The organism is Niallia sp. FSL W8-1348 (assembly GCF_038006745.1).
Taxonomy (GTDB): domain Bacteria; phylum Bacillota; class Bacilli; order Bacillales; family Cytobacillaceae; genus Niallia; species Niallia alba.
In genome coordinates, this window is the sequence record NZ_JBBOVV010000001.1 from 2,779,548 (window position 1) to 2,801,134 (window position 21,587).

Below are 21,587 nucleotides of genomic sequence, written 5' to 3' on the forward strand. Positions count from 1 at the left end.
TCCGAGACTTGCTTTTTAGCCATCAATAAAAAATTTCCTTTTCCATGTATAGAAAAAAGAACTTTGTCGAAAAATAAGTCTAAAAAAATTTTTTAGCAGGTAGGTATATATTTATCATTATCTGTTCAGAATGATTGCTGAGGTGATGATAAAATGAGAGAGGAAGAAAACAAACGTACTTCTCCAAAGTCAAAAGTAAAAAGCTTTTTCAAAAAGCGTTGGGCATTTCCAGCCATTTATATCGCAAGTGCAGCTATTATTCTAACAGGTGTCCTTTGGTATCAAAATAGCGCATCAGAAACAGATAAGTATAAATATGATAACGCTGATATGCCAACGAAACAAACAGATGAACCTGCAGAACCAGTAGCAAAAGAATTTGAAAATTTTGCATGGCCAGTAATAGAGGAAGATTCGTTTATTACACAAAAGGAATTTTACGACAATACGGCTAGTAAAGAAAAACAGGCCGAATCATTAGTGTTTTATAATAATCAATATCAACCAAATACAGGTATCGATTTAAAACGCGAAGACGATAGTGAATTTGAAGTGGTAGCTGCCCTTAGTGGTACTGTTACGAAAGTAGCAGAAGATTCTCTATTAGGAAATACGATTGAAATTGACCATGAAAATGGAATTAAAACATATTATCAATCTGTGAAAGATTTTCAAGTAGAAGTAGGCGATGAAGTTAAAAAAGGTCAGCCATTAGCTACTGCTGGTAAAAGTAAGTTGAATCAAGATGCAAGTGTTCATGTTCACTTTGAAGTAAGAAAAGATAATGTAGCTGTGAACCCAATTGATTATTTTGGCAAGCCATTAAGTGCTCTACAAAGTGATGATACTTCTGGTGCTACGTCAGAGGCTGGATCAGAAGTAGAAGAATCAAGCACTTCTGAAGAAGAAATGCCAACAGATAACTCATTAGAAAATGGTTCAAACTCTAATCAGGATGAAGATGCAGAAGGTTCTACATCAACTGATCCAAACGCTTAATAGAAAGCAGACTGGGTATATTCCTAGCTGTTACAGATAATAAAAGGTTGCTATTAATAGCTAATACAAAGCATGAAATAAAGTTTATGCGAAGTAATAGCTACTTGATAGCAACCTTTATTTTTTCCTCGAAAAAAGGCATTGTAAGCCTGGGAAATGTCGAAGGAAGACGAGCAGCAATTTTTAGAAAAAGAAAATTTTGAAATAAAATCGCATTCCCTTTAGTAGTAATGAAAACTAAATAAATGAAAATAGGTTATAAGTAATAGTGTAATTTATCTATTAGTAAATGGCTCATAAAAAAATAAACCCTCAGAAACAGAAAATGACAAATTTCTCGGGAAATAATTTACCCTCTATTAATCATTAATTTCCGATATATGCCTACGACTCCAACAAAAATCAATGTTCCAACTTTATTGAATAATCTTTATTAAGAAAACTTCCATCCCTGAGGATTTTCACTGTGAAATTTCTCCTTAAAAGCTTACTTTCCACCAAGAGATTTTTCCTACAACTTCGTTAACTTCATTCCAATTAGCTTACATAATAGAAAAAATAGCTATAAAACTCGTTGAAAATCAAAGGAATAATAAAAAAATTTAGACAAACCTTGTCCCTATTCATATTTTTCTGCATAAAGTCTTACCCAAGCTAATAAAATGTTACAAACCTTACAAAGAGGAAGTTTGGAGTGAGGGGTCGTTTAAAAGAAAATGGATATGTAGTTGAGGACATGTTTAATCATTATAAGAACAGAAAGCCTTTGACTTTCTGCCGCATGAAGAAAAGTATTTTGCAGGAAAGGAAACGTGCGGGATGAAGAATTTCGATGAAGCGAAGAGCGAGTCTCATTTCACACTTCTCACATCCAATTTAGGGAGGGCGAGTGGTGTGCACGATTACATCAAAGAGAGAACTATCAAGATTGGAAAGTATATCGTGGAGACGAGAAAAACGGTTCGCGTAATAGCGAAAGAGTTTGGCGTATCCAAAAGTACAGTCCATAAAGATTTAACAGAAAGACTTCCTGAAATTAACCCAGATTTAGCAAATGAAGTGAAGGAGATCCTTGATTATCATAAATCTATTAGACATCTACGCGGTGGGGAAGCAACAAAAATGAAGTATAAAAAGGAAGAGCTTGAAGGGGAAACTGTACAGTAAGAAAGAACGGGGCAAGCTTTGTCATCATTAGAGAGAAAACATGATGGGATAGTGATTTATCCAAAATTGTCCTGAAGATTTTTTTAACAGAAAGGAAAGTTCAGAAACATGGAGTTACCACAGTCTATCGATGGAGGCGACTCCATCGATAGAGAAAAAGAGTTTGTATAAAAAAGGCTTCATTAGGAATGCTAATAAAGGGTACATAATAGCTTCAAAGGACTTTGGGATCAATGTCCTTTTTCTTTTGCAAGGAAAACAGAAACAGACTGAAAAATCCTTTTTCTCCTAAAGGGTGTTTGGACAGTCTATTTTGTGAAAAAAAACGCATTTTTTTGACAAAAAGTTACTTATTTCTGCATCCGTATGATAAAATAAAAAATTAGAGTGGTTTAAATAGATAGAGAAAAAAACATACAAATTTTAACCTAAAAACATACATAATTCACTTTGCAAAAAGGGAAAAATGGTTGATTTAATATAGAGCGATAAGAAAGACATATTTAAGCGATGTAAATATTTGGTGGCGTGTTTAGAGAAAAGCGCTATAAGCTGTATGAATAGAAGACGTTCTAGACAAATGTTTTTTGTTCTACGTCATTTAATGAAACTTAAGTATGAGGATATCGTTACATATAGTGTGAAAGCCAGCTCTTTGTCTCTATAAGGAAAATGAAATGAAAAATGAAAAAAATGACAAGCTAAAGACGAAGGAGGAGCGTATATCATGTTTGCTAGAGATATTGGTATTGACTTAGGAACAGCAAATGTTCTCATTCATGTTAAAGGAAAAGGAATTGTTTTAAATGAACCTTCTGTTGTGGCATTAGATCGCAATACAGGAAGAGTATTAGCAGTTGGAGAAGAAGCGCGTCGTATGGTTGGACGTACGCCTGGAAACATTGTAGCTATCCGCCCATTGAAAGACGGCGTAATCGCTGATTTTGATGTGACAGAAGCAATGTTGAAGCATTTCATCAATAAATTAAATGTAAAAGGATTTTTATCTAAGCCGAGAATTCTTATTTGCTGTCCTACGAATATTACGAGTGTAGAACAAAAAGCAATTAAAGAAGCAGCGGAAAAAAGTGGTGGAAAGAAAATCTATTTAGAAGAAGAACCAAAAGTAGCAGCTATCGGTGCAGGAATGGATATTTTCCAGCCAAGCGGAAATATGGTTGTTGATATTGGTGGCGGTACAACAGACGTAGCAGTGCTATCAATGGGGGATATTGTTACTTCTTCCAGTATTAAAATGGCTGGAGATAAATTTGATAATGAAATTCTACAGTACATTAAACGCAGGTATAAGCTACTAATTGGGGAACGTACTGCTGAGAATATAAAAATCAATATTGGAACTGTTTTCTCTGGATCAAGAAAAGAAGAAATGGATATCCGCGGACGCGATATGGTTTCGGGCCTTCCAAGAACTATAACGGTTTATTCGGATGAAATTGAACAAGCATTGAGAGAATCAGTATCTGTTATTGTACAAGCTGCAAAAAGTGTCTTAGAAAGAACACCTCCTGAGCTGTCAGCAGATATTATCGATCGTGGGGTTATTTTAACTGGAGGCGGTGCATTACTTCACGGGATTGATTTACTATTAGCAGATGAACTAAAGGTTCCAGTGTTGGTAGCTGAAAATCCTATGGATTGTGTGGCAATCGGTACAGGGATGATGCTGGATAACATTGATCGTATCGCAAAAAGGAAATTAAGCTAAATAAAATGGGGGAGCATAAACAAGTACAAAGCTACTTGTTTATGCATAGGAAAATGAAATCTAGTTATTTCATACCCGTTCATATAAGTCTTAAACCAAAAAATCGGAACTTAAGAAAATTTTTTCTTGTTCCGATTTTTTTATGTGTTGATGAGCTGAATAGAGAGAAAGACATGTAACTCCTTCGTTCTATAGAATATCTTGAAAAAATCCCTTAAAGTTTTTTAAAATAAAAAGGGGGAGGAAGCATATTTGAAAGTAAAACATATTCAACATCTAAGATTAAAAAGTGGGTACGGTAAATGATCTTAGCTGGCCAGTTTTTCAGTGACTTCAAGAATTTCCCCTATATCTACCAGTAGATTGTTTTAAAGGAAAGCCGATATAATAAATAGTGAATATAAAACATTTTTAGACTTTTTTCAACAAAATTTAATGTAATATTTGAATATTTTTTTTATAATAGAATATATATGTTTGAATCGAAAATTTGTATAGATTGGAGACAGTTATGTTTAAAGGGTTCTATACAGCAGCTTCCGGTATGCTTGCACAGCAACGCAAAACCGAAATGCTTTCTAATAATATGGCTAATAGCACGACACCAGGTTTTAAAGCAGATCAATCATCCATGAGAGCTTTCCCTGAATTATTGCAGCAGAGTGTTAGGAAAAATGGGGTTGGCGCTGTTGAAAAAGAGCAAGTAGGCTATTTGGCAACAGGAGTCTATATGCAGGAAGCTATACCAAAGTTTACTCAGGGTGACCTTAATCAAACAGAATTAAAAACAGATTTAGCACTTTTAAATGTAAATGTTCCAGGGAATGGGACTAATGCTGGTGGCGGATTATTTTTTACCATCCAAAATGCAAATGGAGAAGCAGCTTACTCCAGAAATGGAAACTTTACTTTAGATGGACAAGGATATTTAACAACGGCTAGTGGTTTATATGTTTTGGATGAAAATAATGAGCGAATACAATTAACAAGTACGGATTTTAGCGTTACCTCTGACGGTGTAATTACAAGTGGTAATGGAGAAGCTTATCGCCTTGGGATTAGCTATACAGATACACCAGAACAGCTTGTGAAAGAAGGCGATGGTTTGTATCGAGCACAGGACGGAGCAGTTCTCCAAAGTGCTTATGCAAATAATCAAGTTAATTTCCAAGTGAGGCAAGGATTTTTAGAAAACTCAAATGTAGATACAGCGCAAACGATGACAGATATGATGACAGCCTATCGAGCATTTGAAGCAAATCAAAAAATATTACAGGCTTATGATAAGAGTATGGATCAAGCAGCAAATGAAATCGGTAAGATATAAACCCATTTCCATTAGATAAAAGTAAAGGGGGATTGCTATGAATAGAACGATGATAACCGCTAGTAATACTTTGACACAATTACAAAAGCAAATGGATCTTATCAGTAATAATATGGCTAATGTTGATACTACTGGTTATAAAAAGCAAAATGGGACGTTTACTGATATGCTTTTTCAGCAATTTAACAATCAGAAGGATGAGACTCAGGAAGTCAATCGTCTGACTCCAAATGGAATCCGACAAGGAGTAGGCGCTAAACTTGCTCAAACACAATTAGTGATGACACAAGGATCGATTCAAGCCTCTGATAGGGTATTAGATACAGCCTTGACAAAAGAAGGGCAATTATATCGAGTACTAGTGCAAGACGGCGGTATAACAGAAGTTCGTTACACAAGAGACGGAGCGATGTACTTATCTCCTGTTTCTGATAATGAGAATATGCTCGTGACAAAAGAAGGGCATGCAATCCTTGATGAGAATAATAACCCAATTTTATTAAATAATAATGTTAAGGATTATATTTTTTCATCAACTGGTACTTTAACCGTTCAGTTTAATAATGGAGGTCAGGAAACCATTAATTTAGGGATCTCGTATGCCAATAATCCACAAAGCCTTGAAAAAACAGGGGACAATTTATACCGACTTTCAGATATGGCTGACGAAAATGAAGCAATTATGGATTTAAACGGTGCGAGAAGAAGCGAGATTGCGATGAAACAGAATGCATTGGAGCAATCCAATGTGGATATAAGCAAAGAAATGGTTAATCTGATTGCTACACAGCGCTCCTATCAATTTCAGTCCAGATCCATCTCTTTAGCAGATCAGATGATGGGATTAGTGAATGGAATACGTTAAGAAGGAGAATAATGATGGCATTAAATAGCAGTAGTCAGGAAATGGTTAAGACAAGGGAAGAATTTAAAGAAGAACAAAAAGAAAAGCAGAATACAGAAGAAATGGCTTCTCCTAAGCGAAAGATTAGAGTTCGTCTGTTTCCTATCTGGCTACGCATCATTGTCATTATTTTAATAATGGCTGTCAGTGTTCTAGCTGGAGCGATTGTAGGGTATAGTGTAATGGGAGATGGAAGAGTTAACGATACCTTCAAAAATGAAACGTGGGCGCATATCAGCAATTTAATAAATGAAGAGTAAACAAGAAGGGGATTTGTAAAAATAACTACATATTCCCTTTTTTTTGTTGGGGAATAATGGAAGTGTAGATAGCATAAGCATAATCTGAAAAATTGCTCGAAAAAAAAGAAGTCTATGGAGCACTTGGTTTATGTTCTGTAAAAACATTTTAAAAGAGAAGGGATATTCCTTCCTTTTTTATAGCTTTTTTTAGTACAATGGTATATAACCACATATTAGTAGGAGGTCACAAAAATGTTAGATATTAATCAAATTAAAGAAATTATTCCTCATCGATATCCATTTTTATTAGTAGATAGAATTTTGGAAGTGGAAGAAGGCAAAAGGGCAGTCGGCATTAAAAATGTGTCTGCAAATGAAGAGTATTTTAATGGCCATTTTCCCGAGTATCCTGTTATGCCAGGTGTATTAATCGTAGAAGCATTAGCGCAGGTTGGAGCGGTTGCTATGCTGATTAAAGAAGAAAATAAAGGGAGACTCGCATTCTTTGCTGGAGTCGATAGCTGCCGTTTTAAAAAGCAAGTGTATCCTGGTGACCAACTACGTCTTGAAGTGGAAATGACAAGAGTGCGTGGAAACTTTGGCAAAGGAAAATGTGTAGCGACTGTTGATGGAGAAATTGCTTGTGAAGCAGAAATCATGTTTGCTTTAGGCGATAAAACAGAAGCATAATAATAGGAATGGAAGAAGGAAGTGCATGTTGGGATTATACAAACATTCCTTCTTTTTTTTGTTTTCTTGTTTAACAATTTTGCTTATTATTGGAATTAGCGAACAATGCGTAATAATTTTCTTTTCTTGGATAACCTAATTACTGACCAATTAATGGTCTTTATGATACTTATTTAAGAAAAGGGGTAAAACGAATGACTAAATGGATAAAGTTATTAGGTATTTCGGCGTTATCTGCCATGCTTTTAACGGCATGTGGTGACAATGACGATCAAAGTCCAGCACCGGATGATGATACGACAATCGAAGATAATGATTTAGATAATGATGACGTTGTTCCAGATACCGATTTGGATAACGACAACGCACCAGATGTACCAGATGAGAATACAGATGATGATCTAGATCCAACTACGGATGATAACGATCCTGGTGAAGATATGATCGAAGATAAAGATGATGCTAATGATAAAGACGATGTAGACGAATAAAAAAGGCTCACCATTATAGATCCCCTTTCTTATTGGAAGAAGGGGGATTTGCCTTCCTTAACGTCTGACAGCATGGGGATTCTTTCTTCATGTAAGAAGCCTTGTTGGTCATCCCATAATAACATCCTGATTTATTACGAAACGTTTGTGTTTTCCCTTATAATTTCTTCTCCAAAAACGTCTGTGGTTTGCTTTGCATCAGTTCGGTAAATTTACTGGATAAATTTTTCCCTTCATAACCTTCTTCGATTAAATATTGGAGCAGCAATTCAGCATAGTCTTTTCTATCTCTTTTTAAAGTTCCTTCTAAAAGGATACTTGCTTTGTCACCAAATTTTTGGATAGACAGAATCATTACTTCAAAGGGAGCGGGATCATTTGCCTTTTTGGTAATAACGGCTTGGACAAGCAATTCTTCCTTTTTTTGAAAAGATTCTTCAAGAAAGTCGATAGACGATAAATCTGTATAGACTTCAATTAGCCAATGATTATAATCATCTTCTTTATTTATAATCAATCCATCCATTAATGTAATTGGTATGAGCTTTTCCTTCGTTAGAATCTGTAAAGAAATTAGCTTAAAGGTTTTCACTATAATCCCTCCCCGGGCAAATTCTCCATTTTCTCTATTATACCTTAACTGTAGGAATTCATCTAAACAGGATAATTTTTTAAGTTTTTACATAAATAAGAGATCTTTCTTATCTATAGTACAAAAATGTTCACCCTAATCTGTTTTTAATATTTCAGTTGTTCTAAAAATTATATTGGTAAAAGGTTGTTCTATATTGTTCACTATTTGTTCAAACGAATTTCTCGTTAAAGCTGTAACTTTTATCCCACTCTTCACTGGCAGTAAGATCCCCAACTCAAACTGCAGAAAATTCCCCACTGATGGCAGTTTCACTTTATAGATAAAGATCTTATTACAGAGCTTTTTTTCTAATCATTACATACATAGAACCATCCTAAAAATGGAAAAAAAGCTGAATGACGTCTGCTTTTGACGAAAAAAATAGGATAATGCGATATTTACTTACTAAATTACTAGAAATAAAAGGAAGAGACAGTACTTTTATCACTTAATAAATGAAAGAATATTGTGATATTTTTATATAGTTCGATATATTCCAAAAATATAGAAGGTTCAGAGGGGAGTTTTAACGTGAAACTAAGAAAAGTATTTGTTCTAGTTATTATGCTTTTTATGCTATTTTCAAATAGTGTATTGGCAGCAACAGTACCAGATAAAGTAGTTAGTAAGAAGGGAAGGGAAAACCAGTTAAATGTCCAAACCATTAAGTTGGACGAGCTTGAGACCGCTTATAAAGCAACAGATACGGTCCGAGTTGTTGTTGAAATGAATACCGAGCCAACAGTGCAATATGCTCAAGCCCAGGCAAAGCAAGTAAAAGAATTGTCTAAATCAACAAAAGAAAAATTAAAGACGGACAAGTTGGCCGAACAAAAAAGAGTGAAAGAAAAAGTAAAAGCGAAAAAAGTAAAATTTAAAGAGCTAGAAAATTTCACAACTATTTTTAATGGCTTTAGTGGAGAGATGAAATATGGTGATATCGAAAAAATGGAAGAACTTCCTGAAGTAGCAAAAGTACATATTGCCACAGCATATGAAAGACCAGAAGAAGAAGCGGACATGATCTATAGTAAAGAACTTGTACAAGCACAAGATGCATGGCGTGATTATGGTTTTAAAGGAGAAGGAATGATTGTTGGGGTCATTGATACCGGCATCGATCCAAAACATAAAGATATGGTTCTGTCAGAAGAAACAGAACAGGAATTAACAAAAGAAGAAATTAGTAAATTTAAAGACGAAAATGGACTACAGGGTAAATTCTATAGTGAAAAGGTTCCTTATGGATATAACTATATGGATGAGAATGATATTATCCAAGATATCGCTGCAGGGGCAAGCATGCATGGGATGCACGTTGCAGGCACTGTCGGAGCAAATGGAGATGAAGATAATAACGGAATCAAAGGGGTTGCTCCTGAAGCACAGCTTTTAGCTTTAAAAGTTTTCGGAAATGACCCTAGTGTCTCTACTACTTGGGGAGATATTTATATTAAAGCAATCGATGATGCAATTGTATTAGGAGCAGATGTCCTTAATATGAGTTTAGGATCTACGGCAGGATTTGTTGCTGCTGATGCTCCAGAACAACAGGCAATTGAACGCGCAGTGGAAAATGGAATCATGATGTCCATTTCTGCTGGAAACTCTGCTCATTTTGGAAATGGTTTTGCGAATCCATCTAGCTCAAATCCAGATATCGGTGTTTCTGGATCACCTGGTGTAGCGTATGATAGTTTACAAGTGGCTTCTATTGAAAATAGTTTCATAGATATTGATGCACTTTCTTATCAATATGGTGATACGTCTGGACAAGCTGGATTCTTATCCGCAAGCAGTGTTCATCCAAATACAGTAGCAGAGAAAACATTCCAGATCGTATATGCTGGCTTAGGGACACCAGAAGAATTAGCCGCAGTTGATGTAAAAGATAATTATGCGCTAATTCAAAGAGGTGGAATTGGATTCGTTGATAAGGCTATCAATGCACAGCAAGCAGGAGCGGCTGGTGTCATTATATATAATAATACAGATGGATTTGTTAGCATGGCGACAGATGCAAGTATTAACATTCCACAGCTGTTCTTATTAAAAACAGATGGGGATAAGCTAGCGGCAGCTCTTCAAGCTGGAGAAAATATCTCGATTACATTTGGTGGCGAGAAAACGACTTCAGCAAATCCAGAGGCTGGAAAAATGAGTAGTTTCACGTCTTGGGGACTAACGCCAAACTTAGACTTTAAGCCAGAAATTACAGCACCAGGTGGACAAATTTATTCAACTCTTGAAAATAATCAATATGGTATGAAGAGTGGAACATCAATGGCAGCTCCGCATGTTTCCGGGGGTTCTGCGCTTGTGTTAGAACGTGTGGATAATGAATTTGATGTCTCAGGTTTTGAACGAGTAAACATGGCGAAAAATCTATTGATGAACACAGCAAAACCAGTAACAGATATTGGAACAGTGAACAGTGCATTTGACTGGGATGTTCCATATTCTCCACGTCGCCAAGGTGCAGGTCTTATGCAGTTACATGCAGCGTTACAATCACCAGTTATTGTAACGGAGAAGAAGACAAAAGAAGGAAAAGTTGCATTGAAAGAAGTAGGAAAGACTTTCACTTTTACGTTAGAAGCGAAAAACTATAGTGATAAAAAGGTAAAGTATGATGTTGCTGCAAATGTACAAACGGATTTTGCTGCATACGGGGAATTAGGTTATTCCGCTGATTTGTTAGAAGCACAGAAAATTTTGGATGCAAAAATTAAAGTAAATGGTAGTGATCAAACAACCATTACTATTCCGGCAAATAAAAGCAAAACAATCAAAGTTTCTGTTGATTTAAAAAATGCAAAAGTAATTGATCCTTCTCTAACAAGTAGCTGGGAAACACCTGTAGCAATTGATCGTGTATTTGAAAATGGTTACTTTGTTGAGGGATATGTAACCTTAACAGATCCAGAAGAAACAAATGCAACATTAACAGTTCCTTACGTCGGATTTAAAGGGGATTGGAACAAAGCACCGATTTTGGATGGTATGAAATATGATGAAACTTCTTTCTATGGCATGGCCGGAGCCGTGACGAAAGAAGGGGAAGACTTCCTTTACCTAGGATATGATCCTATTACAAGTAAGTTTACAAAAGAGGGAATTGCTATTTCTCCAAATAGCGATGGAGTACAGGAAGAGATTATTCCAGTTCTATCGTTTTTAAGAAACGCAAAGACGGTTCAATTTTCAATCATTGATAATAAAGGGAAAACGGTAAGAACTTTAAGAACACAAGAGGAAATTAGAAAAAATTACTATGATGGTGGTAGAGGAACAAGTTATGCCCTTGATTCGAAATGGGCATGGGATGGTAAGGTGAATGGAAAACTAGTCGAAGGTCAATATTTCTATCGCATTAGTGCTACTCTTGATTATCCAGGAGCGAAGCCGCAAGTAGTTGATATTCCAGTTATTGTTGATACAGTAAGTCCGTCTGTTGAAGTAGCTTTAGTAGAGGATAATAAAGCGTTGGAATTTGCTGCATCAGATAATAAAAATGGCTCAGGCGTTTCACATTTAGATATTTTAGTAGATGGAAAATCTATTTTAGAGACTCTATTGAGTGGAGAGACAACAGAATATACTTTACCAAATGAAGTAGAGGAAGGCACAGCTGTAACAGTCGTTGCTTATGACTATGCAGGCAATAAGCAGGAGACGAGTATCGTTGCAGAAGAAGTGAAGAAGGATAAAACCATCCCAGTAATTTCCCTAAATACCCCAGAAGCGTTAGAGGTGTATGGAGATAAAGAAATTGCATTTAGCGGAACAATTAAAGATGAATCTAGCATCAAAGCGTTTACGATTGGCGGAAAAAAAGTAGACACTGTCTACAATGAGGAAAAAGCCGAGTACACATTTACTACGTCAATTCCTTATGATAATGGCGTTCATTCCGTGGAAATAAAAGCAACAGATAATGCTGATAATACGGCAGTATTTAAACGCAGCTTTATCGTCGATGCAGAAGCTCCATCTATTTCTTTCAATGGACTTTCTGGTAATCGTATTGTTAATAGTAATGGTAAAAATCCAACTGTTCACGTTACGGTAAAGGATAATTTTGATGAAATTCAGTTAGCCTTAAATGGAAGTGAGCTGTATTATCAAACATTCAAACAGCCATATGCAATGAGAAGTTTAGAAAAAACAGTGAAAAAGGTGGAATTAGATCTAGAACCAGGCTTGAACGAATTTGAATTCACAGCAACAGATTTAGCCGGTCATCTAACAACAAAAACTGTTTATTTCTATAAGATGAGTAAAGAAGAGAAGCGAAAAGATATAAAGATTCCTGAGGATAAATAAGAAGAGGCTGGGACAAAACTAAATAGCCAATCTGTAAAGACGAACAATCTCTAATTTATCTCTTAAATAAAGGTTTCTTTTATACAATGGTTATTTATGTTTTTAAATATAGTCAAGTGTAAAAACTAATTCGTTCCATTGCGCTACAGAAACTCGCTTTCCGCGGGGAGCAACCTAAGCCTCCTCGGCTAAAGCCTGTGGGGTCTTAGGTTTTGCTCTACTTCCCGCAGGAGTCGAGTGTCTTCCGCTCCATTCCACTCCGTTTTTAAAGGCAATACCCTAAAAAATATTGTTTTTTTAGAAAAAATGAATTAGTAGGAAATATGGAGCAGCCTGAATACACGTAGACTCCTATGGGAGCTGCGAGAAAGTCCGAGACCCTGCAGGCCAGAGGCCGAAGCGGCTCGGCGCTCGCCCCATGGAAAGCGAAGTGTATTCAGGCTGCGGATATTAACACTAACTGTACTGAAACAACCTTTTATAAAACTAATAAAACCCGAACAACCATTTAGGATTCTTTGATAGTTGTTCGGGTTTATCTATGGCTGGAATACTTATGTCCCAGCCTTATTCAATGAAACCAAATCTTTTAATTCATCGGTCGTTAGCTCGGTCATCCAATTTTCATTTTGGATGATTTGATCATTTAATGATTGTTTTTTCTCAAGCATCGCATCAATTTTTTCTTCTAATGTTCCTGTACAAATAAGTTTGTGAACATGAACGAAACGAGTTTGCCCAATGCGGTATGCACGGTCTGTCGCTTGATTTTCAACAGCTGGATTCCACCAACGATCATAGTGAATGACATGGTTTGCCGCTGTTAAATTTAATCCGGTTCCCCCCGCTTTTAGGGAAAGAAGAAAAATGGGGAATTCTCCATTCTGGAATTGTTCAATTAAGCGATCCCGCTGTTGCTTGGACATACTTCCATTTAAAAATGGTACTTCAACCTTGAAGTTCTTCATCATCATTTCCTGAATCATATGCCCCATCTCAATGTATTGAGTGAAAATAAGACAGCTTTCTTTCCGCTCCATAATGGTTTCGGTCAGTTCCGCTAATTTTTCCATTTTCACTGATCGATCCAATAGGCTTGTTGGTGTCTGTTCTTTTAAGTAAAGTGCAGGGTGGTTACAAAGCTGCTTTAATTTACTTAACATTTGTAAGACAAGCCCTTTACGCTCAAATCCAGATAGCTGCTCGATTTGGACAAATGTGTCTGTTACTAGTTGTTCATATAAGGCGGCTTGCTCTGTTGTTAGCGGACAATATTCCTTTTGTTCCAATTTATCAGGGAGATTTAAGGCAACCTCTTCATCCTTTTTCGTCCTTCTTAATAAGAATGGGCGAATAAGTGTCTGCAGTTGCTGAATCTGTTTGGGTTTATTTTCTTTTTCAATCGGAATCACAAAGCGCTTTTGAAATTGTCCAAGACTTCCTAAATAGCCATGATTGGTAAAATCAAAAATAGACCAGAGCTCATTAAGACGATTTTCCATCGGTGTTCCAGAAAGCGCAATGTTGTGCTGACTCTTTAACTTTCTTACGGCTCTTGACTGCTTGGTTTGCGCATTTTTTATATTTTGCGCTTCATCAATCGCAATGGTACTCCATGTTAAGTCTTGAAAGCTTTGCAAATCAATATGTGTTAATCCATATGAAGTTAAGACAACATCTGATTCCTGTGCCTTTTGCACAAATACCTCATCTTTTAAGCGGTTCGCGCCATAATGAAGATAAACGTTTAAGTCAGGGGCAAATCGTTCTAATTCCTTTTGCCAGTTGCCAAGTACAGAAGTAGGGCAGATGATAAGTGCAGGGGCTGTCTGTTCCTTTTCAATCTCTTTTACTTTTAAAAGATAAGAGATTAGCTGGACCGTTTTTCCAAGTCCCATATCATCAGCTAATATAGCACCAAATCCATACTTTCTTAAGAAGAGGAGCCAGCTCATTCCAAGTACTTGATAGTCGCGCAAATCTCCTAAAAAGTTTTGCGGAACTGCCTCCAATGGCAGATTCCTGACTTCCTTTAATTGATGAATCATTGTTCGCCATTGTCTATTCAGTTCAATTTGGATTTTGGCAAACGTTTTTGGATTCTCTAGCTCATCATTTTGCTGTTCTTCTGCCTGCATTAATTCCTGCTCGATAATGTCGCGGACATGCAAACCTTCTTTTTCGGCTTTTTTCATTAAATCTTGTATTTGTCGAATGAAAGCAGGATCTAATTTTATCCAACGCCCTTTAATAAAGACGAGTCGCCTTTTTTCTTCTACTAAGTTATGGAATTCCTCTTCAGAAAGCGTAACACCATTCATAGAGAACCGCCAGTTATAGTCCAGCATCGCTTGAAGGCCTACATAGGATGGACGATGACTTGAACTGGACACTTTAGCCTTCACTTTCAGATTTGCTGATTTCATTGCTTGCCACCAAGAAGGAAGAAGAATATCTACGCCAAGTGCGAGGAATGTCTCACTCGCTTCTGATAAGAAAAGCCATGCTTCTTCCTCCGTTAATTGATTCGTTATTCCTTTTGTTCCTTTTAGCCATGGAAAAAGAAGGAGCCAACGCTGCTGTTCTTCCTCTATATAGGAGGCATAATTCAGCCACTTTTTCGGCATATTGCTTTCATCATAGATATCCACGACAAGGTCAGGATTTTCCTTCGATTTCAAAAATAAATCCAAATCCCAGGTTGTATCAATTTCAGTCGGTTCATCTAAACGAATTCCTAATGTAAAGGGATAGTCGTTCTCTTTTAAGCCCATCCATTCCTGCCATTTATCTTCCGTAAAATAAGCGGAAAGCTGCTCTGCTGGAATATTTGCGTTCTTTAATGTGTCCATCTGTTCGTGGAAACTTTGTTTTGTCTCTTGATGCCCATCTAAATATTGATTAAGGGACTGCTGAAACCATTGATGAATAAAGTCATTATTTGTTTGCCCTTCTAACTCTTCATGAAGCTCCATTTCCCAGAAGCTTGGATCAAATTCTTCTATTATACGATGAGGAAGAGACCATTGGAAATTCCCGATTTCCCATTGACTGAAATCTGGTATCCATTCTTTATGGGTAATGGCTTCAAGAATACTTGGTGCAGCAGCAAGACAAACCTGCGCTGTATCGTTCCAATCCCATTCGATATATCGATTAAATCCCTCGGTAGCAAGTAGAGTGACCAATTGCCACCCGCTTACTAATATTCCTTCTATCCCGTCTATTGTTACAGTATCTATAACCGTACCGTAATAGCTTTCCTGATGCTGTTGAAAAAGAAGCCTTTTCCAATAGTTTGGATAAAGATAATGATCCTCTATTTCACCTGTTAAAAAAAATCCTTTATTCTCATAATAATGAACATTTATTTTTAAATAATTAGTTTTCAACATGGATTAGCTTTCCCTTTCTACATTCTTCATGAAAGGCTCTTAATCGTTTCGTACGCTCTAAGATAACCAGTAAGAATTGCTCGAATTCGGTTTGCTTTTTCATTTTTTTGTAAAGGGTACGCAATTTCTTTAATTGCCGGACAGCGATTCGATAATGGTCCCTATTTTTCCCCTCAATATGCTCTTGAATAGAACGGTGATATAAAGAAAGCAGTAAAGAATAATCGTAATCCTGCAATAATTTTATCTGCTCTTTATGTAGATTATCTAGTCCGTATCCCATCATTGTAAATAGATCGATCCATTTATCAAACTGTTTTTTCTCAAACAAGAAATCCTCATATTTGCGATAGCTGTATGGAAGGGTATGAATATAAGCTTTTTCCAATAAATCTTCTTTATTCATTGTCATGCAAAAAGGAGAAATTGCTCGTAACGCCATTTGCGTAAATTCATAGCAATACTCATCATCCTCATCTTCAGATAAGTAAGTTTTCAATTCTTGAATAAACGCTGGAACGTATAAGTCCATTCGTTTCCATGATTTCCGACTCGACAAATAGTCAATCCAATAAAGCATATAGGTAGTAACCTGAGAATCAAGAGACTGAATCACCTTAAGTGCATCCACATCTTTTTCGAGCAGAATTTCCAAATGGATAATAGCAACATTTTCAGAAAATGTCGGATTTTCATTAGCTAATAGCTGTTCCAATTCATCTTGTCTCCAGCTCTTAATAGCAAAGAGATTTGTCCACATAAGTCGATAAAGCTGAATACATTCAAATGTTAAATTTGGTTGGATCGTGAGAATCGCACTCAGGCCGTCCTTTAAACGAACTAAAAAGTCGTCAAAAGCAAATGGCAAGGTAAAGTTCGATAGTTTATAAAGATTATCATCAATGCTGTTCATTAAATCTTGGAAAAGATGTCGATAATAACGATTAATCGTTTGTGTATTATGATCCAGATTTTTGCTAAGTGTTAATAATTGTTTAAATGTAAATACTTGAGCGATGACTAAATAAAGAAGCTTCCACTCTGTTTGCAGAGGAGTTGCTGCTTTTATTTTTCGCATATAAATATAATACGTTTCTGCGATCATATATGGTTTATTTTCATTCGTAGGCATAAGCGAATGAAAACTCTTATCAAAGGTTTCCATCCAGTCTTCGTAATTTGGTTCTTTATCCTCGGATTCCTTCAATAAGTCGCTTGCTCGCATAATGCCGAGATTCTTTAGCAGTTCCGTATTTTTAATTGGCTTTCTCCAAGCCTCTAACCAAGTTGACACCTTTCCAACTTGAGCAAGTAAATAGAAAAACAAAGCAAGCTGATGGCGACAAAAACCTTCCGCATGACAAGTACAAGAGCTGTATTGAATATAATCCAAATCCAATGTTGCCTTCACTGGCATAACATCCTGGATCATTCCAGACACTATTTCATTGGAAAATTTGACTTGATAGACAAAGCTTTGCCTATATAAAAGAAGTCCCTTTTCTACAATGTTTTTCATTCGGGGATCATTTGCATCCAATAAATTCATTAAGTTTTCTGCACAAAAATTCAATGGCTCTAAATATTTTTCTTGAAGCATAATGTATCCCTCCCAAGAACATTTATTAGTTTATTGATTCCGTATTATGCTTTTTTTGCGCTTCATAAATAACGTTGAAAAATGACGCGCGAAAAAAGTCCATTCTTTAATTATAACGCTTTTTGCGAGGAGATGGTAGAGGACATAAGAATGGAAGTAAAGAAGGAACTAGTAAATAGTTTTAAAGCTGAGAATATAGGGAATGAACAAAAATATGTCCGGATAGCTGTGACTTGGGCAGTGAAAAGAGAAAAATTAATTGTAGTAGTGCTGATATCAGCCAAAATAGAGGGGAAATCGGCCAAACTAGGAATATATCAGCCAAAGTAGAGAGGAAATCAGCCAAACTAGGAATATATCAGCCAAAGAGAAGAGGAAATCAGCCAAACGGAGAATATATCAGCCAAAGAGAAGGGGAAATCAGCCAAACTAAGAATATATCAGCCAAAGAGAAGAGGAAATCAGCCAAACGGAGAATATATCAGCCAAAGAGAAGGGGAAATCAGCCAAACTAGGAATATATCAGCCAAAGAGAAGAGGAAATCAGCCAAACGGAGAATATATCAGCGAAAGAGAAGGGGAAATCAGCCAAACTAGGAATATATCAGCCAAAGAGAAGGGGAAATCAGCCAACGCACAAATATATCAGCTAAAGTGAAGAGGAAATCAGCCAACCCAAAAAATCACCCCACAACCAGAAAAACACAAAAAGGCTGCCAAATTAGACAGCCACCATCAACCATTATCTTTTAATACAAGCGTTTAAAACTATCAAAATGCTCTTTATAATACGAGTTATCTAAGCTTGTAACACGAACGCCGCTTGAATCAGCGTGAATAAATTCATTGTTGCCAATATAAATACCTAAATGAGAGATACCTTGTTTGTAAGTATTTTTAAAATAGACAATATCCCCAACTGCTGGAATATCTACATAATAGCTGCGATCATAGTAGCCTTCAGCAGAATAACGTCCAATTGATTTACCGCTTTGGTTTAATACATAGTAAACAAATCCACTGCAGTCAAAGCCAGCAGTAGTCGAACCGCCCCAAACATATGGTAGGCCAATTAGACTTTTTGAAGCAGAAACTACCTTAGAAGCATAGGATTGTCCATTATTTCCCGTGGAAATAGGGGTTGCTGTACTAGATGAGGAATTATTATTCCCTGTATTCGTTACCTTTTCAGAAGCAGTAACCTTCAGTTTTTGCCCTGGGAAAATTAAATCAGAATTAAGATTATTTAACTGCTTCAATTGACTTACAGACATTTTATAAGTAGAAGCAATTTTGCTTAAAGTATCTCCACTTTTAATTGTATATGTGGCTGTAGATGCAGAAGTAGTTTCTTTAACCGTTGTATTGCCAGCGTTTCCAGAATTATTGGATGAATTTGACGCTGGTGTATTGGTAGCAGTTCCAGGTTTGGAAACATATAAAATATCACCAGGATAAATAAGCGATGATGAGAGATTATTCCATTGCTGTAACTCACCTAAAGAAATAGAATGCTTATTTGCTATTTTTATAAGGGAGTCCCCTGAAACAACTTTATACGTTTTTGCAGCAGTGCTTGTCTTTGTTGAAGATTGATTACTTGTAGTAGTATTGCTACTTGTAGACTTTGAGCTATCTGCAATTGATAATTTTTGATTGATTAAAATAAGGTCTGAGGAAAGATTATTAAGAGATTTTAACTCATTAACAGTAGTATTGTATTTCTGCGCAATCTGTCCTAATGTATCCCCTTTTTTTACTACATAAGTACTAGCCGAGGCGTTTGCTGCGAAAGTGGTTGACAGAATCGCAGTAGTTGTCAATACTGTGACTTTCTTCTTCATTTTTTATTACTCACTCCTAATGAATAAACTTTGGTATACCTATCTTACCATAACCTATCAGACTATTGACCTTTTATTTCGCTAAAAAAAATAGAGTTTTAGAAAAATAGGTAATTTCTCATGGTTAATTATCAATAGGGCTTAGGATATCGTGGAGAGGACTTGGTGAATCAATAAAGGTATAATTAACCAGGTATATTTGAGGGGGGAAAACAAACAAAAATGCCTTCAAATATCATCCCACACATTTAAGTGGGGAGAGAATATTTGCAAGACATCTTTCCAACTCTTAACGTTTGATAAGTGTAACTATCCATCCGTGGGGGACCTCTGTGATGGAAGCTTTCTTTATAAACGATTAGTTTTGCCAACTATTTATTTTATTTCCAATATAGTCCGTATATCGAGAGTCTTTTACTAATTGGAAAATCATGAGGGCATCTCTCATATATTGAGAAGCTAGGTCAAAATTCTTTTGTAATTCGTAGTTATATCCTATATGATAGTGAAAGTGAGCTAACAGATAAAGATTATCCTGCTGAATAGCCCAATCGATTCCTTCCTTACAGTAGTTAATCGAAGTATCGTACCGCGACTGATCTGTTAATGATTTAGCAATATTAAAGTATAACCTACTTTTAATTGTATCATCTTGTAAATATGGAAGTTGATTTACTGCTTTAAATGCTTGTTGATAAATGGTCAAGGAATCATCGATGAAACCTTCTTCATAGTAAAAGATCCCTTTGCTAATAAAGATTTCTAGCTCTCTTTCTGTGTAGACGGTATCAAAGGTAAGCTCAATTGCTTCATTTATAAGGTTTACCGCTCGATTAAAATCACGGTCGATTTCAAAGACATAAATCGCCTTATGCCAAAGTAACATTTGATAGTTTTTTTTATGGTGCGTAAATAGAGGGTTTTTTTCTTCTGCTTTTACAATTTGTTTTAATGTTTGATAGTCGGTATTTCTTCGTGCTGTTTTTAATTGTCGAAAGGTTTCTTCTACATAATCAAGTCTTGGTGTTGTGCCGATATCGAAGAAATAGTTCACATCAACGCCCAGCCGCCGAGAAATAAGATAAAGAGTAGAAGACAGTGGAAGCACTTCTCCCTTTTCTATTTTACTAATTTGCGCCTGTGTGCATATATTGTGAGCAAGTTCTTTTTGTGATAACCCCATTTGCTTGCGTAATTCCTTGATTTTTTCTCCAGCTGCTGAAAAATCCAATCGCTTCACTCCTACTTAGAAAAGCATACCTTTTTTATGAATATTCCTAAAGTTATATTTTGTAATGAATTTTGGGGGAAAACAGTGTAAAATGCCGTAAAATGGCGATATATACTTGGAAATCAAGAATTCATCTATCTTTATAATATGATTTAATTGGTTTTACCGCAATATATTAAGAATATTTTTGCTATTTTTAGAAGTGCCCACCTACGCCTTCTAATTATGAGCACAATAAACTTAATTGAGCATGTTTAATAGAAATTGAGATTTCTATTAAACCCCAATATCTGTTTTACGAGTAGTCCTTTTATCTCCAATTTTCTGCCGTTTTCTGATGGGAAAGCGGTCTTTTTTTGCTTTTTTTATTGCAAAGATGATATTTGGAAAGGTAATGGAGCAGTTCTTCAGTAATTGTTTTGACTTTGAAAAAGCAAACGGAGAGAGGATCAGAGCATTTTGAAAAAAGAGGGGCTATTACAAAAAACGCTTCTTCATCTCTTCTGTTGGAAGCATACAAGAGTCTTGTTTGCCGAACCATCTATAACGATTTCTAGCAACAAATTGATAAAGAGGATCTCTTATGGAGGAAGGAATCACTTTTAAAATAGCTAGAAGCTTCCATCCACTAGAAAGATGGCGGCAAATTTCCAAAGCCGCATCTGATTCCATATAGTACATATCTTCTTTAATAAGAACGACACTATCAACCTCGGATAAATGATGTTTTTCTAAAAGACTTTTTCCCATTTCACTTTGCAGAGAAGCAAAAAGGAATTGGTTATGAGGATCCCTTTTTATAATAAATTGCACACTTTTACTACATAAATTACAAACCCCATCAAATAACACAATCATACATGTTTCCCCCTTAGCTTGTATTTTAGCAAAAGATGCTAAAAAAGTATGTCAAAAACTATTTGTAACTTTTTCGATTGGTTTTCGTAATAGAGTTATTATTTTTTTAGGAAGATAATAATATACAGAGTGTAGGAAATAAGAGATAAA

At 35.9% G+C, this 21,587-nt stretch carries 16 protein-coding genes; 10 read left to right on the plus strand and 6 right to left on the minus strand.

Annotated features, from left to right (window positions below):
• The first annotated feature begins 153 nt into the window (after positions 1-153).
• The 8 genes from NST60_RS13280 (at position 154) to NST60_RS13315 (ending at position 7,549) form a co-directional block, all read left to right on the plus strand.
• Positions 154-999, plus strand: coding sequence for a M23 family metallopeptidase (locus NST60_RS13280; protein WP_101729846.1), 846 nt, complete (start codon positions 154-156; stop codon positions 997-999).
• Positions 1,000-1,893: 894 nt separating this feature from the next.
• A complete protein-coding gene (spoIIID, locus tag NST60_RS13285; protein ID WP_016204804.1) occupies positions 1,894-2,166 on the plus strand; it encodes a sporulation transcriptional regulator SpoIIID in 273 nt (90 codons plus the stop codon).
• A 727-nt stretch (positions 2,167-2,893) separates the two neighbouring features.
• Positions 2,894-3,895 carry a rod shape-determining protein gene (locus NST60_RS13290; protein WP_016204805.1) on the plus strand — a complete coding sequence of 334 codons (1,002 nt, stop codon included), beginning with the start codon at positions 2,894-2,896 and terminating at the stop codon, positions 3,893-3,895.
• A 511-nt stretch (positions 3,896-4,406) separates the two neighbouring features.
• Positions 4,407-5,222, plus strand: coding sequence for a flagellar hook-basal body protein (locus NST60_RS13295; RefSeq protein ID WP_016204806.1), 816 nt, complete (start codon positions 4,407-4,409; stop codon positions 5,220-5,222).
• Positions 5,223-5,259: 37 nt separating this feature from the next.
• Positions 5,260-6,087, plus strand: coding sequence for a flagellar hook-basal body protein (locus NST60_RS13300; protein ID WP_016204807.1), 828 nt, complete (start codon positions 5,260-5,262; stop codon positions 6,085-6,087).
• 11 nt (positions 6,088-6,098) lie between these two features.
• Positions 6,099-6,386 carry a DNA-directed RNA polymerase subunit beta gene (locus tag NST60_RS13305; RefSeq protein WP_224427357.1) on the plus strand — a complete coding sequence of 96 codons (288 nt, stop codon included), beginning with the start codon at positions 6,099-6,101 and terminating at the stop codon, positions 6,384-6,386.
• 234 nt (positions 6,387-6,620) lie between these two features.
• On the plus strand, positions 6,621-7,058 hold the full coding sequence (gene fabZ / locus NST60_RS13310; protein ID WP_016204809.1) for a 3-hydroxyacyl-ACP dehydratase FabZ: 438 nt from the start codon (positions 6,621-6,623) through the stop codon (positions 7,056-7,058).
• 194 nt (positions 7,059-7,252) lie between these two features.
• The gene (locus NST60_RS13315) at positions 7,253-7,549 is read left to right on the plus strand and encodes a hypothetical protein (protein WP_016204810.1); all 297 of its coding nucleotides are present in this window, start codon (positions 7,253-7,255) and stop codon (positions 7,547-7,549) included.
• A gap of 157 nt (positions 7,550-7,706) precedes the next feature.
• On the opposite strand, the gene NST60_RS13320 is transcribed toward NST60_RS13315, so the two are convergent.
• The gene (locus NST60_RS13320; protein ID WP_016204811.1) at positions 7,707-8,141 is read right to left on the minus strand and encodes a YwpF family protein; all 435 of its coding nucleotides are present in this window, start codon (positions 8,139-8,141) and stop codon (positions 7,707-7,709) included.
• A 573-nt stretch (positions 8,142-8,714) separates the two neighbouring features.
• On the opposite strand from NST60_RS13320, the gene NST60_RS13325 reads away from it, so the two are divergent.
• On the plus strand, positions 8,715-12,509 hold the full coding sequence (locus NST60_RS13325; protein ID WP_016204812.1) for a S8 family serine peptidase: 3,795 nt from the start codon (positions 8,715-8,717) through the stop codon (positions 12,507-12,509).
• Positions 12,510-13,063: 554 nt separating this feature from the next.
• Here NST60_RS13325 and NST60_RS13330 read toward each other — a convergent pair.
• Both NST60_RS13330 and NST60_RS13335 read right to left on the minus strand, forming a co-directional pair.
• Complete coding sequence (locus tag NST60_RS13330) at positions 13,064-15,904, minus strand: DEAD/DEAH box helicase (RefSeq protein ID WP_341098944.1); 2,841 nt, start codon at positions 15,902-15,904, stop codon at positions 13,064-13,066.
• On the minus strand, positions 15,891-17,504 hold the full coding sequence (locus tag NST60_RS13335; protein ID WP_341098946.1) for an SWIM zinc finger family protein: 1,614 nt from the start codon (positions 17,502-17,504) through the stop codon (positions 15,891-15,893). The genes NST60_RS13330 and NST60_RS13335 overlap by 14 nt, the downstream gene beginning before the upstream one ends.
• A 150-nt stretch (positions 17,505-17,654) precedes the next feature.
• Between NST60_RS13335 and NST60_RS13340 the strand changes: the two genes are divergently transcribed.
• Entirely contained in the window at positions 17,655-17,834 is a 180-nt protein-coding gene (locus NST60_RS13340; RefSeq protein ID WP_101729837.1) for a hypothetical protein, read from the plus strand.
• 419 nt (positions 17,835-18,253) lie between these two features.
• Here NST60_RS13340 and NST60_RS13345 read toward each other — a convergent pair whose 3' ends face one another.
• The 3 genes from NST60_RS13345 to NST60_RS13355 all read right to left on the minus strand — a co-directional run bounded on the left by NST60_RS13345 (position 18,254) and on the right by NST60_RS13355 (position 21,437).
• Positions 18,254-19,348 (minus strand): C40 family peptidase, encoded by a 1,095-nt coding sequence (locus NST60_RS13345; RefSeq protein WP_169189377.1) that lies wholly within the window; start codon positions 19,346-19,348, stop codon positions 18,254-18,256.
• A gap of 358 nt (positions 19,349-19,706) precedes the next feature.
• Complete coding sequence (locus tag NST60_RS13350; protein ID WP_341098949.1) at positions 19,707-20,588, minus strand: helix-turn-helix domain-containing protein; 882 nt, start codon at positions 20,586-20,588, stop codon at positions 19,707-19,709.
• 468 nt (positions 20,589-21,056) lie between these two features.
• Positions 21,057-21,437 (minus strand): thiol-disulfide oxidoreductase DCC family protein, encoded by a 381-nt coding sequence (locus NST60_RS13355; protein WP_101729835.1) that lies wholly within the window; start codon positions 21,435-21,437, stop codon positions 21,057-21,059.
• Between the last annotated feature and the right edge of the window lie 150 nt (positions 21,438-21,587).

Excerpts from the sequence above, each read along its gene's own strand:
- NST60_RS13315 (WP_016204810.1), top strand. The coding sequence starts at position 7,253 with ATGACTAAATGGATAAAGTTATTAGGTATTTCGGCGTTATCTGCCATG.
- NST60_RS13295 (WP_016204806.1), top strand. The coding sequence starts at position 4,407 with ATGTTTAAAGGGTTCTATACAGCAGCTTCCGGTATGCTTGCACAGCAA.
- NST60_RS13335 (WP_341098946.1), bottom strand. The coding sequence starts at position 17,504 with ATGCTTCAAGAAAAATATTTAGAGCCATTGAATTTTTGTGCAGAAAAC.
- NST60_RS13305 (WP_224427357.1), top strand. The coding sequence starts at position 6,099 with ATGATGGCATTAAATAGCAGTAGTCAGGAAATGGTTAAGACAAGGGAA.
- NST60_RS13345 (WP_169189377.1), bottom strand. The coding sequence starts at position 19,348 with ATGAAGAAGAAAGTCACAGTATTGACAACTACTGCGATTCTGTCAACC.
- fabZ (WP_016204809.1), top strand. The coding sequence starts at position 6,621 with ATGTTAGATATTAATCAAATTAAAGAAATTATTCCTCATCGATATCCA.
- NST60_RS13290 (WP_016204805.1), top strand. The coding sequence starts at position 2,894 with ATGTTTGCTAGAGATATTGGTATTGACTTAGGAACAGCAAATGTTCTC.
- NST60_RS13340 (WP_101729837.1), top strand. The coding sequence starts at position 17,655 with ATGGAAGTAAAGAAGGAACTAGTAAATAGTTTTAAAGCTGAGAATATA.
- NST60_RS13355 (WP_101729835.1), bottom strand. The coding sequence starts at position 21,437 with ATGATTGTGTTATTTGATGGGGTTTGTAATTTATGTAGTAAAAGTGTG.
- NST60_RS13330 (WP_341098944.1), bottom strand. The coding sequence starts at position 15,904 with ATGTTGAAAACTAATTATTTAAAAATAAATGTTCATTATTATGAGAAT.
- NST60_RS13280 (WP_101729846.1), top strand. The coding sequence starts at position 154 with ATGAGAGAGGAAGAAAACAAACGTACTTCTCCAAAGTCAAAAGTAAAA.
- NST60_RS13300 (WP_016204807.1), top strand. The coding sequence starts at position 5,260 with ATGAATAGAACGATGATAACCGCTAGTAATACTTTGACACAATTACAA.